15 protein-coding genes are annotated in these 15,751 nt (G+C 42.5%); 7 read left to right on the top strand and 8 right to left on the bottom strand.

Annotation, left to right across the window (positions count from 1 at the left end):
- The first annotated feature begins 78 nt into the window (after positions 1-78).
- Positions 79-1,413 (top strand): saccharopine dehydrogenase family protein, encoded by a 1,335-nt coding sequence (locus DB520_RS04060; RefSeq protein ID WP_114748340.1) that lies wholly within the window; start codon positions 79-81, stop codon positions 1,411-1,413.
- Here DB520_RS04060 and DB520_RS04055 read toward each other — a convergent pair.
- The 3 genes from DB520_RS04055 to rnhA form a co-directional block, all read right to left on the bottom strand.
- The gene (locus DB520_RS04055) at positions 1,410-2,375 is read right to left on the bottom strand and encodes a bestrophin family protein (RefSeq protein WP_114748339.1); all 966 of its coding nucleotides are present in this window, start codon (positions 2,373-2,375) and stop codon (positions 1,410-1,412) included. The two genes, DB520_RS04060 and DB520_RS04055, sit on opposite strands and share 4 nt — an antisense overlap.
- Positions 2,376-2,458: 83 nt before the next feature.
- Positions 2,459-3,175: a tRNA1(Val) (adenine(37)-N6)-methyltransferase gene (locus DB520_RS04050; RefSeq protein WP_157971926.1), complete on the bottom strand. Its 717-nt coding sequence runs from the start codon at positions 3,173-3,175 to the stop codon at positions 2,459-2,461.
- Positions 3,176-3,181: 6 nt separating this feature from the next.
- Entirely contained in the window at positions 3,182-3,643 is a 462-nt protein-coding gene (rnhA, locus tag DB520_RS04045; RefSeq protein WP_114748337.1) for a ribonuclease HI, read from the bottom strand.
- Between the two features lie 526 nt (positions 3,644-4,169).
- Here rnhA and DB520_RS04040 point away from each other — a divergent pair.
- Entirely contained in the window at positions 4,170-6,635 is a 2,466-nt protein-coding gene (locus DB520_RS04040; protein ID WP_114748336.1) for a carboxypeptidase regulatory-like domain-containing protein, read from the top strand.
- A gap of 9 nt (positions 6,636-6,644) precedes the next feature.
- Here DB520_RS04040 and DB520_RS04035 read toward each other — a convergent pair whose 3' ends face one another.
- The 3 genes from DB520_RS04035 to gltX are packed head-to-tail and all read right to left on the bottom strand — an operon-like array spanning position 6,645 to position 9,104.
- On the bottom strand, positions 6,645-7,286 hold the full coding sequence (locus DB520_RS04035) for an outer membrane beta-barrel protein (RefSeq protein WP_114748335.1): 642 nt from the start codon (positions 7,284-7,286) through the stop codon (positions 6,645-6,647).
- 18 nt (positions 7,287-7,304) lie between these two features.
- Positions 7,305-7,517, bottom strand: coding sequence for a hypothetical protein (locus DB520_RS04030; protein ID WP_114748782.1), 213 nt, complete (start codon positions 7,515-7,517; stop codon positions 7,305-7,307).
- Positions 7,518-7,565: 48 nt separating this feature from the next.
- Positions 7,566-9,104 (bottom strand): glutamate--tRNA ligase, encoded by a 1,539-nt coding sequence (gene gltX, locus DB520_RS04025; RefSeq protein ID WP_114748334.1) that lies wholly within the window; start codon positions 9,102-9,104, stop codon positions 7,566-7,568.
- Between the two features lie 211 nt (positions 9,105-9,315).
- Between gltX and DB520_RS04020 the strand changes: the two genes are divergently transcribed.
- The 4 genes from DB520_RS04020 to DB520_RS04005 all read left to right on the top strand — a co-directional run bounded on the left by DB520_RS04020 (position 9,316) and on the right by DB520_RS04005 (position 11,793).
- Complete coding sequence (locus DB520_RS04020) at positions 9,316-10,074, top strand: SDR family NAD(P)-dependent oxidoreductase (protein ID WP_114748333.1); 759 nt, start codon at positions 9,316-9,318, stop codon at positions 10,072-10,074.
- A gap of 84 nt (positions 10,075-10,158) precedes the next feature.
- Complete coding sequence (locus DB520_RS04015; protein WP_157971925.1) at positions 10,159-10,728, top strand: hypothetical protein; 570 nt, start codon at positions 10,159-10,161, stop codon at positions 10,726-10,728.
- A 104-nt stretch (positions 10,729-10,832) separates the two neighbouring features.
- Positions 10,833-11,288: a hypothetical protein gene (locus DB520_RS04010; protein WP_114748331.1), complete on the top strand. Its 456-nt coding sequence runs from the start codon at positions 10,833-10,835 to the stop codon at positions 11,286-11,288.
- A gap of 70 nt (positions 11,289-11,358) precedes the next feature.
- Positions 11,359-11,793, top strand: coding sequence for a hypothetical protein (locus DB520_RS04005; RefSeq protein ID WP_114748330.1), 435 nt, complete (start codon positions 11,359-11,361; stop codon positions 11,791-11,793).
- A gap of 54 nt (positions 11,794-11,847) precedes the next feature.
- Here DB520_RS04005 and DB520_RS04000 read toward each other — a convergent pair whose 3' ends face one another.
- Both DB520_RS04000 and DB520_RS03995 read right to left on the bottom strand, forming a co-directional pair.
- Positions 11,848-12,273, bottom strand: a complete 426-nt coding sequence (locus DB520_RS04000) for a hypothetical protein (protein ID WP_114748329.1) — start codon at positions 12,271-12,273, stop codon at positions 11,848-11,850.
- Positions 12,274-12,412: 139 nt separating this feature from the next.
- Positions 12,413-12,721: a hypothetical protein gene (locus DB520_RS03995; RefSeq protein WP_114748328.1), complete on the bottom strand. Its 309-nt coding sequence runs from the start codon at positions 12,719-12,721 to the stop codon at positions 12,413-12,415.
- 210 nt (positions 12,722-12,931) lie between these two features.
- Here DB520_RS03995 and polA point away from each other — a divergent pair, with 210 nt between their 5' ends.
- A complete protein-coding gene (polA, locus tag DB520_RS03990; protein ID WP_114748327.1) occupies positions 12,932-15,739 on the top strand; it encodes a DNA polymerase I in 2,808 nt (935 codons plus the stop codon).
- Positions 15,740-15,751: the final 12 nt, after the last annotated feature.

Genomic DNA, 15,751 nt, shown 5'->3' with positions numbered 1-15,751 from the left:
TATAAAACCAAACTCTATTCATTCTCTGTTATTGAGATTGGCAATCCATGATTCTACACGTATAACCTGCTTTTTGAAATGAACAACATATTAGTGTTAGGTGCTGGCAAATCCACCACCGTCCTTATCGATTATCTAGCCAAAAAATGTAAAGAACATAATTGGAAGCTTTCCTTGGCTGATCTGTCGCTGGAGACAGTCCAAAGAAGAACGAAACATCATGAAGATGTGGTAGCTAAGAAATTGGACGTAAATAATGTCCAGCTCCGTAAAGAATTAATCAAAGGTTCGGATGTTGTGGTTTCCATGTTGCCTCCTGCCATGCACTACCATATAGCGGAAGACTGCCTGGAACTGGGAAAGCATTTCTTTTCTGCCTCCTACACCGACAAAAGGCTGAAAGAAAAAGCAGAAGAGATACAAAACAAAGGTTTGTTTTTCTTGAATGAATGTGGGCTGGATCCGGGGCTGGACCATATGTCTGCCATGAAAATCATCCAGAGGGAGCAAGAGGCGGGAAACCATATTAGCTTATTCAAGTCATTTTGCGGGGGCTTGCTGTCTCCTAAACATGCTGGAGAAAACCCCTGGAATTATAAGTTTACCTGGAATCCCAGAAATGTGGTAGTAGCGGGAAAAGGGGTTTCCACTTTCATCAGAAACGGCTATTATAAATTTATTCCTTATCACATGTTGTTTAAGCGGACAGAATCTGTGGATTTTCCAAAATTGGGTTCCTTTGAAGCATATCCCAACCGGGATTCCTTATCCTACAGGTCCATTTACGGATTGGATTCCATTCCTACCATCCTCAGGGGTACTCTAAGGAACAAGGGCTTCTGCAGGGCATGGAATATCTTAGTGATGCTCGGCCTTACTGATGATTCCTTCGAGTTGGATCTCCCTGAGGGCTTTTCTTGTCAAATGCTGACCAATGCATTTTTGCCCTATGACCCACAGATGACCCCTCAGCAAAAAATTAAACAACTCATCCCTGATTTGGATAAGGAAAACCTGGAAAAATTGGCATGGTTAGGTATGTTTAGTACTGAAAAACTTCCCAAACGAACAGGAACCCCCGCAGAGATTTTACTGGCCATACTTGAGCAAAAATGGAAAATGAACCCGGAGGATAGGGACATGGTATTGATGCAGCATCAATTTACGGTAGTAGGTGGGGGAAAATCCAGATCCATTTACAGTGATCTTACTGTCATGGGAGATGACCAGGAATACACAGCTATGGCCAAGACCGTAGGTTACCCTTTAGGCGCTGCGGTTTACCTGTTTATGAAAGGTCAATTTAAAACCAGGGGCATACTGCTTCCCATCCTTAAGGAAATCTATGCTCCTATCTTGGAGGAAGTGGCAAAATTTGGAATTGAATTTCAGGAAAGAACCCTGGATGCCTAAAAGACAATCCCTTTTTCCGGCTGGTATTTTGGGGGAAAATGTTCCTTATTTTCCTTCAACTGCTCCCTAAGATTTCTTTCAATAGTAACACTTAAAGAACTCATAGGGGTGTCTTCAAGTCGGTTTTCAAAGGGATCTTCCGTTCTTTCTCCAATCAGGTCCAAGGCTAGAAAAACGAAGGAAACCACAAAGGAAACGGGAATCGTTTTCCATCCCAAGTCACTGATAAACACCAACGGCAACAAGGTACAGTGGATCAACACAAACACCCTGGAAAAAAAGGTGTATTGGCGGGGTAGTGGGGTGTTTTTGATTCTTTCACTCATCCCCTGGATATCGTTAAAATCCACCAGTGTTTCTTCCATTTTTACAAATCGGTAATCCGACAACCATCCCTTTTGATAAGCCATTTTCAAATCCTCGCCCTGTTGTTGCAAAAGAAAATTAGGTGGGTTGTCTTTGCCACAAAAATCATCGTATTCTTCTCTGTTTAAGAGTGGCTTTGTATCCTTATAGGTATTGACATCTTCGTAGAGCTCCTTTTGCGAGGTTTGGTTGTAGGCATGACGCTTTCTTAAAAATACCCGTAAAGCGTTCACGAAAGCAATGTGCCTGTATGTCATCCGTGTTTGCAGTAGCTCCACTTCTCTCTGAACTTCAGCTGAATCAGGAATAATCATAGTAGTCACCTGTCTGGTCCAAGCTCGGCTATAATTCACCATCAATCCCCAAATTTTCCTCGCTTCCCACCACCTGTCATAGGCATGGTCGTTTTTAAAACCTAAGAAAATTGCCAATGCGGTACCCAAGGCCGCAATAGTGTAGGAAGGAATGTCAAAGAAATAAACGCCATAAAAATCATGTAAAACAAATACCAATGAAGACAATACTAAATAGTATAGTAACTGTTTCCACATGTAATGCATAATTAAGGAGAACTTAAGGTTTCTATTGACAATCATAGACCAATTTTGAAGATTAAGGATACTAAATCATTTGATCGCTACAAAAAAAGAACCATTTTCAAACTCCATCCTCGAGTTAGCTAAAAATACAGCATATAATCTTGGAGTAGTAATTGGTATTCCTTTGAATAATTGCCCTGAGAGTCTTTTATGCATAATTCCTTCCTTTCCAACTGACCCGTTTTTTTTCTTCCAAATCCCTTTACTGTTCTCAAAGCCATAGCCCCAGGTTTATCAAACAGCTCCAAAAGAAAGAAGGGCAAATACCCGGATTCTGCCGCTAACCCATTAAAGGTTTCCATCATCCTTGGGGGAAGAACCAACCATAGTTGACCCGTTTCCGAAAGCAATTCATTTACCCCTTCTAACAATTGCCAGTAATCCAATTTGGACTGGTGATGGGCAAGGTTTTTCTGGGCATTGGCAGATTTTAAATGTGCAGGGTAATAGGGAGGATTACAAATGATCAAATCAAACTTTTGATGAGTCTTTCCATGATACTCCTTAAAATCCCCCAGTACCAAATGGATCCGGTCTTTCCATGGGCTGCTTTTGAAATTGTCAGTGGCCTGTAGGGCCGCTGCCCCATCCACCTCCACCGCTTCAATATTGGCATAGGGAAATTTTTGTGCCATCATTAAAGCCAATACCCCGGTGCCTGTTCCAATATCCAATATGTGGGAAATGGACTGTTCGGGAATAGCGGCGCCCAAGACCACAGCATCGGTACTTACTTTCATGGCGCATTGATCCTGATTTATCCTGAATTGCTTAAACTGAAAAAAACTATTCGCCATGCCCAACTACTTCGTGTTCCTTTCCGCTTCAAAAACATGATCCACCTCTAATTGAGGTTGTTCTGCTGCAGAAACTGCCAACTGGTCACACCTTTCATTTTCTATATGACCAGCATGTCCCTTTACCCAACGAAAGGAGGGCTTATACTTCAGGTGTAGAGGGATATAACGTTTCCACAAATCCACATTTTTCTTGCCGCTGAACCCTTTCTTTTGCCAACCCCATATCCAGCCCTTTTCCACCGAGTCCACTACATATTTACTATCAGAATAGATTGTCACCGGTATGTTTTCCACTTTCAGTGCTTCTAGCCCCTTGATCACTGCCAGCAATTCCATGCGGTTATTCGTGGTAAGCCTGAAACCCTCTGAAATCTCCTTTCTGTGATTTTTATACATCAATACTGTTCCATATCCGCCCTTTCCAGGATTTCCTTTGGCTGCACCATCTGTGTAAATCGTTATCATATTCAAAACTAACTTAAATCTGTCAAACCCCTCATCCGGGTTTGGACATTAATCCACCTCATTCTTTTTTTTCCAAACAAATATCCTGCTCAATACAGCAAAATACTAATTCTTATTGCCAAAACTATTTCTTTGATTTTATGCAAAATGTAAGGTAACTTATGCCTTTTGTAGCTCTTAACAAACTCCATTCATGAAATCGAACACGAGGAGAACCTTACACACCGGAATGCCCCGATCCCTACAGGGAGAGGCGAGATTCTCCCGAAACAAGTTCGGGGCAGGCAGGGGCAAGCTACCTGCCTAACAGTTTACCTGCCGAAGGCATGGCAGGAAGGTGTGACCTCTAAAAGACAATTATAATCATATAAAATCGAGCCTGTCCTGACGGCAGTCAGGGCATGACGCGAGCGACACACGGGGGGATGATTATAGATTGCGAGATTCTCCCGAAATAAATTCGGGACAGGCTCCCGAAACAAGTTCGGGGCAGGCTATGTGACCAATAAAAAGCAATTATAAACACATGAAAATAATTCTGTTTTTCGTTTGGGCATTATTCGTGATGATTCCGACCTATGCTCAGGAAACTTTGACCCAGACGATCAGGGGAAGAGTGATAGACACGGATGGAAAATATCCCCTACCAGGGGTTACCGTTTTTCTGGAAAACAGCGACTCCGACCAACCTCTCGGTACCATTACCGATGAGGATGGTAATTTCAGGTTAGAGAGGGTTCCTTTGGGAAGACAAAGCCTAAGGTTTTCCATGATAGGATATAAGGAGGTGGTGCGGAGTAACCTCATGTTGTCCTCTTCGAAGGAAATGATATTGGATGTGGAAATGGAAGAGATGGCAGTCTCTTTGGCTGATGTGGAAGTGCGGGCAACCCGGACAGGTGAGGCACAAAATGAAATGGCCGTGGTGAGTGCCCGGGCTTTTACCGTAGAAGAAACCGACAGATATGCTGGAAGCAGAGGGGATCCTGCCCGTATGGCATCCAATTTCGCCGGGGTCCAGGGAGCCGACGATTCCAGAAACGATATAGTGATCCGGGGAAATGCACCCGGTTCGGTTCTATGGCAACTAGAAGGGGTAAATATTCCCAACCCTAACCATTTTGGAGCAGCCGGTACCGCAGGTGGGCCTGTGAATATCATCAATAATAAGATACTGGCCAATTCTGACTTTTATACTGGCGCTTTTCCAGCTGAATACGGTAACACTGTATCGGGGGTATTTGACCTCAAATTCAGAAAAGGAAACAATGAAAACCACGAGAGAAGTTTTCAATTCGGATTTATGGGTGCAGAGCTATTTTTGGAAGGTCCTTTAAACCGGGAATCAAAATCTTCCTACCTTATTGGTTACCGATATTCCAGTTTGCAACTCTTTTCTGGATTGGGTATAGACGTAGGTACCAGTGCTGTGCCCAGGTACCAAGACCTTGCGTTTAAGTTTAATTTTCCACTGAAAAATAATGGGAAACTTTCTGTTTTTGCGGTAGGGGGAAAAAGCGATATTGACATCATGGCCTCCAATTTACACATTGACGATAGAGACCTGTATGGGGATACGGATAGGGATCAGTATTTTGGATCCAGGATGGGTGTAATGGGAGTTTCATACGAACAAATATTGCCCAACAACACCTTTATGAAAGCTACGGTGGCGGCCTCTCAGGAATATGTGGGAGCAGATCATTACTTTATAGTAGGTCAGCGAAAACCGGACGGATACATAGACATTCAGGCGCTTCCTCAGGTGTTGGCCTTTGATTTTACCACCAACAAATATAGTCAGGTGCTGAGCTTCTTTAAGAAGATCGACAACCGAAATACCCTCAACTATGGATTCCAAAACGATATCTATCAATTTAATTTCACCGATTCGGCGAGAAGGGTAAACATTATCTCCAGTAATGGAAATGGGGTGGGCTTTGCAACTACTCCCTGGGTAAATAGGTGGGATGCATCTGGGGAATTAGCTGTTCTTGCTCAACCCTATATCCAGTGGAAGCATAAACTCAATGAGCAAGTATCCATAGTAGCAGGCTTGCACAGCCAATATTTTACTCTAGGCAACTCCTGGTCCCCGCTAGAGCCGAGAGCTGGACTTACCTGGCGTCTACCCAATGAACAATCCATAAATTTTGGGATGGGGCTTCATAGTCAAATTCAGTCCCCGTACACCTATTTCTATTCCTTCACAGATATCGAAAGACCAGAACTAGGTCTGCAACAACATAATCAGGACATGGGTTTTACACGCTCAAAACACCTAGTGGCCGGATATGAAAAAATACTCGGACAGCAAGTCCGAATGAAGGTAGAAACCTATTATCAACACCTTACCCAGGTTCCCGTAGAACACCGAACATCCTCCTTTTCACTGCTAAACACCGGCGCAAGCTTTGATAGGCTTTTTCCAGAAGTGGGTCTGGTAAACGAGGGCACTGGCGAAAACTATGGCTTAGAGCTTACCTTGGAGAAGTACTACAGTAAAGGCTATATGTTTCTGGTGACCGGGTCACTCTTTGAATCCAAGTACAGAGGAAGTGATGGAATAAGAAGGGATACGGAATTCAACGGAAATTATGCTTTTAACCTTGTGGCTACCAAGGAATTTGAGACCAGAAAAGGACTAATAGGTGTAGGTACAAATGTCACCACGGCAGGAGGCAGGCGGTTTGGGCCAATAGACATGCAGCGTACCTTGGAACAGCAAAACGTGATTTTTGCAGACGAGGGTCGTAATACTTCTCAGTTTGATCCTTATTTCAGGACAGACCTTAGGATAAATTACCGGATCAACAGCCCTAGGTTAAGCCATGAAATTGCCTTGGACTTAATAAATTTGTTCAATACCCGTAATATTCTTAACCTAACCTGGTCACCGAACGAACTCCAAAACCCCGACCCAGAGCAATCGGTCATTCAAAATTACCAATTGGGATTCCTTCCCATCTTTTACTACAAAGTGGACTTTTGAAAAAGTTTTTTATTTTATTACCATAAACAAGTAGGCAAGCGAAAATTCCAATTGGGTGAACTGCAAATCAAAAATTCGGTTTTGGGCCTCCGGTCGGCCAAATTCATAGGAAAACCTTACTTCTCCTTGTATGGTGTTCCTGCCAAAAAGTTTGGAAACACCAACCCCCCCTGTAAGCCCGTACATACGTCTGTCAACCTCATCACCAGGCTGACCATAGGTGGGAATGACCAATTCACTTTCACTTTCCCTAGAAATATCCCTAACATTAAGCATATACCCAATATGTGGCCCCAATTTGATGTGAAACCTTCCTGAATTACCTAAATAAAAATTGGAAAGAATCGGGATCTTTAAATAGTCAAACCTAGTTTCATTGCCTATGTTAACGGTGTCTGTACCTGAAAAGCCAGTGGTCATAAGCTGAAACTCTATTTGTGCCCCGGCACCTTTTTCGAAAAACTGCTCGATAACGAGGGAATAGGTCTGTGCCTCCACCCCTGTGACTGTTCGAGGAAAGCTGCCTAAAGTTAACCTGTAAGTAGCACTGCTGCTGGTATATCCCCCTCTAAATCCTATGCTGGTCTGGGCATAGGCACTAAGGCCACTACCGAATAATATCAGCAGGGTAAGGATAAAACAATTACGCATAAATAGGGCTTTTATGCCTCATTTCTTCTTTTTCTTCACCTCTTCCTTTTCGTCTTCCAGATCTTCCCTATCCCTTAGCTTTTTGTCATCCACATTTTTATTCAAAAACTCATTAATTTTATCTATGGAATAGGAACTGGATATTTCTCCAAACGAATTGATGTTCATTTTAAACCCATCCAGATCGGGGTTTACTTTGGGATTTTCATCCTTCTTGGTTTTCTTTGCCATTTTCATTCCCGTTTTAATTTTTCAGGCCAAATGACTTGTCTTTTAGGGTCAGCCTGCAATCCCCAATGTTTTTAACGAAAAACCGATCCTTTTGATTAGCTCTTCCTTACCTAATATCTCAAAAACCTGCATAAGGTCCGGGCCGGCACCAACTCCGGTAATCGCCAAGCGCACGGCTTGCATGACCTTCCCTAGTTTTATACCGCATTCCTCTGCAGCATCTGTTAACAGACTTTTAGCTGTTTCTGCATCTAGCATCTTATCCAAAGCTTCCAGCTTCTCCGCATAGGCAGCCAAAACCTTTGCCGCATCCGCATTCCACTTTTTATCCGCTACATTTTTATCAAACTGCTCTGGAGCAAAAACCATGAACCTACCTTCTTTCCATAGATCCGCAGGAAAAGTAGCCCTTTCCTTCATAACAGCCGCTATTTTTTCAGCCTTTTCCTGGGGGATTTGAATTCCTTCTTTCTCCAAATCTGCTGTCAAATAAGCAGCCAGCTCATCATCCGGCTTTTTCCTCAAATACTGCTCGTTATACCATTTGGCTTTGTTGATATCAAATTTTGTACCTGACTTTCCAATCCGCTCAATGGTAAAGGCATCTACCAACTCATCCAAGGTAAATAACTCCCGGTGATCACCGGGATTCCAGCCTAAAAATGCCAAAAAGTTAATCAATGCCTCAGGTAGATAACCCTGGTCCCTAAATCCTTCAGCTATTTGCCCAGAATCCGGATCTTTCCAGTTCATGGGAAACAATGGAAACCCGTGTTTTTCGGCATCCCTCTTGGACAGCTTCCCATTTCCGTCAGGTTTGAGCAAAAGGGGAAGGTGGGCAAACTCAGGCATGCTGTCTTCCCAACCTAGGTATTGGTACAACAGCACATGCAAAGGGGCTGATGGCAGCCATTCTTCCCCCCTGATCACATGTGTAACCTTCATCAAATGGTCGTCCACTATGTTAGCTAAATGGTAGGTAGGCATTCCATCGGATTTCATCAACACCTTGTCATCGAGCGTATTGGAGTGAACCATTACCCAGCCTCTCACTTTATCCTGAAGCCTTACTTCTTCCTTACGTGGAATTTTAACCCTAATGACATAAGGCTCTCCTGCATCCAACCTGGCTTTCACCTCATCTGCGGGTAAGGTCAGGCTGTTTTTCATCTGGGTACGCGTAATGGAATTGTACTGTGGGGAAACCACCCTGGCAGCAGTAAGCCTTTGCCGCATGGCATCCAACTCCTCCGATGTATCAAAAGCATAATAAGCATGACCCTTTTCCAATAGGTCCATGGCATATTGCTTGTAAATCGATTTTCTTTCCGATTGCCGATAAGGGCCTAGTGTTCCTTCCTTCCAAGGGCTTTCATCCGGACTTATACCCAGCCATTCCAAAGCGTCCTTAATATACTCCTCTGCACCAGGCACAAAGCGGGTTTGATCCGTATCTTCAATTCTTAAAAGAAATTTACCTCCAGTCTTTTTAGCATAAAGATAATTATACAATGCAGTACGTACACCACCTATATGTAAGGCCCCCGTGGGAGAAGGAGCAAATCGAACCCTAACTTCTTGACTCATATTTATGAAAATCTAGCGGTATTTAAGGGCGCAAAGATAAAAAATTTAAGAAGAAACGGACAGTTTTGTCGATTAAGATAATGAGTTGCCCTCCAGGAAAAAGGAATTAACACGAAAATTCCTTCTCCGTATTCGTTTAATTAGCTTAAATTGTTCTACCAAGTAACGAAAATAAACGAAACCTTGGTGCTTTCTTCTATTTCCAAAAGACATGAACATTGACTTAAGTTCTAAGCGAATTCTCATTACTGGCGCCTCGAGAGGTATTGGCAAGGCCATAGCCAAAGAGCTTTCCCAATCCGGTGCAGAATTGCTTTTACACTGCCGGAGCAACCTGGAGGATGCCAAACAATTGGCGGATAAATTACCTTCCCAAGCGCATATCGTGCCCTGCGACCTCGCAAATTTGCACGATGTGGAAGGCTGGCTGCCGGAATTAATACATACCTACGGCCAGATTGACGTATTGATTAATAATGCAGGAATTGCCATACACTCCCCCTTGGAAAAAAACTCCCAAGAATGGGTTTTGGAGTGGCAGAGAACTTTGAATGTAAACCTAACTGCCGCCGCCCTGCTTTGCAAGGAATTCATTTCATCCTGTGATCCGGAAAAAGGAGGAAGGATCATAAATATCTCTTCCCGCGCCGCACATCGGGGAAACTTGCTACCATACATGGCATACGCCGCTTCCAAGGCAGGATTGATTGCCCTTACAAAATCCTTGGCAAGTCATCTTGGAAAAAGAGGCGTAAAAGCCTTTTCGGTAGCCCCTGGCTTCGTGAATACGGATATGGCTGATGCCTTCAAATCAAGGTTTGGTGAAGCGCACGTTGGGTCTGACATCGCCTTGGAAAAACTCACTGAACCGGAAGACATCTCCCCCTTGATTTGTTTGCTGTGTTCAGGCCTTGCCGACCACGCCACAGGGAGCACTTTTGACTTAAATGCAGGCTCCTATATGAGGTAATGGGATAAGGATAAACCAAAATATATCCTGGCTTGTTTAGCAGTTAATATGGGTAGCAACACCAAAGATCCGCTTACAACGGAAATGTGGAAACTGTTAAAGATATTTGGAATCGCCTCTTTTAGTTTTGTGTTTCTTCTTTCCTTTTTCAATGAAAGAAGGGCTGACAACACGGGAGACAGGGACGAGTTTTCCATTACGGATGCCAGCAGAATATACTTCCAAAATGTAAGAAGTGCCTATTATGATATGGAAAACAGAAGGGATGCAAAAATGAACCTATATCGCTTTGGAAAGAGAGTGGAAGACAGTACCCAAAATGTTTTAAATGTCACTCTAATTGTAAATGCACCTAAAGATGCTGCTTATCTCTATCTGGAACCCATGGGAATATTGCAAAAAGAAAACCCCCTGAAAGTTAAGTGGCAGGTGGAAGGCGGAAAAACGGGTGATTCGCAGTTCTACCAGGGAGACAGGTATTCCCATTATCACTTTGTAAAAGAAGTTTATCCTTGGCTAATTACCACAGAGGAGACAAAATTTTGGGCATTTGTAGATGAGGAGTGGATACCATTATTTGTTACCCAAAAGGAAATTAACGCATTCCTCACCCCATGTAAGGATTTCTTCAGATTGGTGGGTGAAGAAAATTAAAACCCCATAGTTTTACTGAAAGGCTATACTACTTCCGTGGTTTTTCCGTAAATTATTAACAGTATGCCACCAAATGGTGGCAACAGGCTGTAAACCCAAAATATATGGAATTAAAAAGGATTGATAACCTGTGGCATTTCTTTGCTACCCAAAACGACTTGTTCCTGAAAAAGGAGGTTCATCAAGTGGTAGAATATGAGTTTGAGCACAGGAAAATTAGGCTAACCCATAGTTTAAACCCCAAAATACCCCTACATTCACACCTTGTTTTGAGCCATAGGGATTTTGATCTAGGTGTAGACAGGTATACGGTTTCCAAAAAGAGGTTTGGGTTGAAATCTACCCCCCGACAAACCTTTCAGCAGCAGTTTTTTCCAAACGAATTGATGAAGTTGACTAGTGCATTCAACCTTTATGTAGAAAGGGATAGGCATAAACACATCAAAGTAACACTAGAACCTTTTGTTCCAAAAAATATTAGAGAAATACGTAATCCTGTAAACCTTATCAGCAAATGCCTTTGGAGATTCTCCTACTTTTCTGAGCTTATTAAAAATTAATGACCGTTTGAACCCATGCTTTCCTTATTTTTGCGTAAATAGACTTCCAAGGTAAAATAAAAGTAGAAAAATGGCAGAAAAAAAAGTTAATCACCCTACTTTCAGTATGCCCCTCCGAGGAATTTTGCTGTTAGGTGGCATCTATACTTTTATTTGGGGGGCTTTTTTTAAATGGTTTGGCGATGCACTTCTGAGTTGGTTAGCAATGGGAGAAAGCATAGAAGCATCTTCCAATGTCTTCGGCACTTTTGGAATGATTGTCGGCGCACTGATTTTTCTTTCCGCTTTCTATCCATTTAGTTGGATTTATTTAATGCTAGCCGGAACGCTTGGCAAAGTTGTATCGGCCCTATGGTTTGTATTCATTTACCTGGACCTGGTGGGATGGAATAAGAGAAGCATTTTTCACCTTACATTCAACGAGCTAGTTTGGATTATCCCGCTCTTCTTCATTCTTTACAGAGCTAACCAAGTGAAAAAATACTTGCGAGACCTAAATGCATAAAAAAAAACCCCAGACAAATCTGGGGTTAGTTTTTGACCAAACACGGGCGTAGTCTTAATTCCCTCGTCTTGGGGATCTTGAGGCTCCACCGCTAGCTCCGGATCTACTCCTTGGTGCAACATTCGATCGACTAGGCGTAGGTGTGCTCCTTCTCTGCACATTTCCTGAACTTCCTCTTTGTGTCCTAGGCTGAACGGTCGACCTATTTGTATTGCCCCTTCTGTTTTGGGGAGCAGTCGTTGCATTTCTTCTGTTGTTTGTCCTAGGGGCTACCCTCCTGTTTTGATTTTTCTGTATTTTGTTATTCTGAATGATCACATTGTTTCTGGGCATTACACCAGGATGATAATAAATGCCACTGGGCCCATAATACATGGGATCATAATACCCGTAGCCATCCACTACTCTCTGGGAAGGGAAACATGAGCCTAATAAAAACAAGGCTCCTACAGTAACCATCATTGTTATCCACCTTTTCATGACATCCTCCTTTCAATTATTTAAATAGATAATATGAGAAAATCATGCCAAAACGACAATTTTTTATATTTAACCTATTTTAACAATGTTTAGAGAATATTCAAACGGAATAACTAATAATTCGGCCGAAATGGCAGATCTAGGTAAAAAGGATCAAAATCAACAAAATGATGATGATAGCACCGAAGGATATATATACTCCTCCACTTACCCGCTTTGTTTCTTTATTTATTTCCCGTAGCTCGTTGCGTATTTCCTTTTTTTCAGTCTTTGTCATGGTCGAAAACTCCATAGCCTTAATTTCATGAACTCTTTCTTTGAGTTCTTCCAGTCTAGCCTCATCTTCTTTACTGAGTTCTGGTTTATCCTTGTCGTCCTTTGCCGTTGCATAGGGCATTGTAACCGTGAACAACATCAGTACGGATAAAAAATATGCTATCTTTTTCATAGAAATTTGGGGTTAAGTATTAAACATAATAGTAAATAGCGATGCTTATAGCTGCATATTGCTGAAATGGCTAAACACCAATAATCTTACCAAAAACCGATAAACTCTAAAAAATATTATGCTCCTCGCTTTGGTCATAATTGCTTAACTTAGCTTCTGATTTGGAAAACCGCATTTTTTTATGCGAAAAACGCTAAACCAATTCCAGATATGCCAACAAAAGGAGACAAAAAACTATTTCTACTTGATGCAATGGCCCTTATCTACCGGGCACATTTTGCTTTTAGCAAAAATCCTCGTATCAACAGTAAGGGGCTAAATACCGGTGTTATGCTCGGTTTTACCAACACGCTACTTGAGGTCTTGGAAAAAGAGAAACCCACCCATATCGCAGTGGCCTTTGATACCTCTGCACCCACTTTTAGACATGAGCAATTTGAGGCTTACAAGGCCAATAGGCAAGAACAACCCGAAGATATTGAAATAGCCATACCCTGGGTTAAACAGATTGTTTCAGCTTTCAACATCCCTGTGATAGAACTAGACGGGTTTGAAGCAGACGATATTATAGGGACTTTAGCAAAAAAGGCTGAAAGAAGCAGCTTTGTAGTGTACATGATGACGCCTGACAAGGATTACGGTCAGCTAGTGGAAGATCATATCTATCTATATAAACCAGCTTTTATGGGGAATGCAGTGGATATCATGGGTCCAAAGGAAATTTGCGCAAAGTGGGATATAGAACATGTGGACCAAGTAAGGGATATACTTGGGTTAATGGGAGACTCAGTGGACAACATTCCGGGGATTCCGGGGATTGGAGAAAAGACAGCTGTTAAACTGCTCAAAGCTTATGGCAGCATTGAAGAGTTGCTCAACCACACCGATGATCTCAAGGGGAAGCAAAAAGAAAATGTAGTCAACTTTGGGAAACAAGGAATACTTTCCAAGGAATTAGCTACAATCAATCAGGATGTACCCATAGCTTTTGATGAAAAGGAACTGCACTATGAAGGTCCTGATGAGGAAAAGCTCAAAGCTCTATTTGCGGAGCTTGAATTCAGAACCTTGACAAAGCGGGTATTTGGAGAAGCGATCAAAAAACCCCGAATGAAGGTAGATGAGCAATTGGGACTGTTCACTGGAGAGGAAGATCAGGAGAAGGTAGAAGTGGCAAAAGCCCCTTTTGAAGAACCCAATCAAGGGGACCAATTGAACACCAAAATCCACTCCTATCATAAGGTGGAAGGAGAAGCCCCTGTTAAGGCCCTTATCCCCTATTTATTGGCCCAAGAAGAATTATGCTTTGACACAGAAACTACTTCCGTAAATGCCCATGAGGCCGAATTGGTGGGGATATCTTTTGCGTACATACCCGGAGAAGCCTTTTACCTGCCTTTTCCTAAGGAAGAGAATAAGGCCAGGGAAATCTTAAGCTGGCTTAAACCAGTCTTTGAAAAAGAGGACATCGTTATCATAGGTCAAAATGTAAAATATGACCTTATTGTCCTTAAAAATTATGGTATTGAGGTAAAAGGTAAATTATACGACACCATGCTGGCCCATTACTTAATAGAACCTGAAGGGAAGCATTCCATGGACTGGTTGGCACAGCAATACTTAAACTATAAGCCTGTTTCTATAGAAAGCCTAATCGGAAAAAAGGGCAAAAACCAAGGCACAATGAGGGATGTGGATGTGGATCAGGTCACCGATTACGCCGCAGAGGATGCAGATATCACCTTACAACTCAAACATATCTTTGATCCCCTTATTAAAAGCCAAAAACTAGAAAAATTGTTGAATGAGGTAGAAAACCCCTTGATAAAGGTGTTGCTGGAAATGGAGCATCAAGGCGTAAAGATAGATACGAAAAGCCTGGCTGAACTCTCAAAGGAACTGGAAATTGAAAGCAAAGAAATTGAGGGCAAGGTATATGAGATGGCTGGTGAAACCTTTAACCTTAGTTCCCCCAAACAACTGGGAGAAATCCTTTTCGGTAAACTTGATTTAGACCCCAAGGCAAAGAAAACCAAGACTGGACAGTATGCTACCGGCGAGGAGGTATTGAGCAAGATGGCAAATGAGCACCCTATCGCACAAGCCATCTTAGATTATCGACAACTCGTGAAATTAAAATCCACATACGTAGATGCACTTCCAGGCCTTATGAACCCAAAATCAGGCAGAATCCACACTACCTACAATCAATTTGTTGCCGCCACCGGGCGTCTGTCATCCATAAACCCTAACCTGCAAAACATTCCTATTCGAACAGAAAGGGGTCGTGAAATAAGGAAGGCATTTGTTCCAAGGGATGAGGAGCATCTTATCCTTGCGGCGGATTATTCCCAAATTGAATTACGCATCATGGCAGCTTTCTCCCAGGATTCATCCATGATTGAGGCCTTTAAAAATGGGAGGGACATCCATGCCACCACTGCCGCAAAAATATTCCAGGTAGGTTTGGAAGAAGTGAGTGGTGACATGCGGCGAAAGGCCAAAACGGCCAATTTTGGAATCATTTATGGTATATCCGCATTCGGCCTCTCCCAGCGCCTTAACATTCCGAGGGGGGAAGCCAAAGAAATCATTGATGCCTATTTCAAGGAATTTCCAGCCGTAAAGGAGTATATGGATAACAGCATAGAAAAAGCGAGGAAACAAGAATACGTGGAAACCATCCTAGGAAGGCGCCGCTATCTCAGGGACATCAATAGCCGAAACGCAACCATGAGGGGTTTTGCAGAAAGAAATGCGATCAATGCCCCCATTCAAGGATCCGCTGCGGATATGATCAAGGTGGCCATGATACGGGTTCATGAATGGATGAAAATAGAAAAGCTCAAATCCAAAATGATCCTGCAAGTTCATGACGAATTGGTTTTTGATGCCCAAAAAGAGGAAATTGAAACAATAAAAAGCAATATCCCTGAATTAATGTCCAATGCCGTTGATATAGGCATTCCAATAGTGGTAGAGACAGGCACGGGTAAGGACTGGTTAGAGGCCCATTGATTACTTTAATCC

Origin of the sequence: Pleomorphovibrio marinus, assembly GCF_003347495.1 — a bacterium.
In the GTDB taxonomy this organism is placed as follows: domain Bacteria; phylum Bacteroidota; class Bacteroidia; order Cytophagales; family Cyclobacteriaceae; genus Pleomorphovibrio; species Pleomorphovibrio marinus.
The sequence above is the reverse complement of the archived record's forward strand: the minus strand, read 5'-3'. Positions and strand labels throughout refer to the sequence as shown.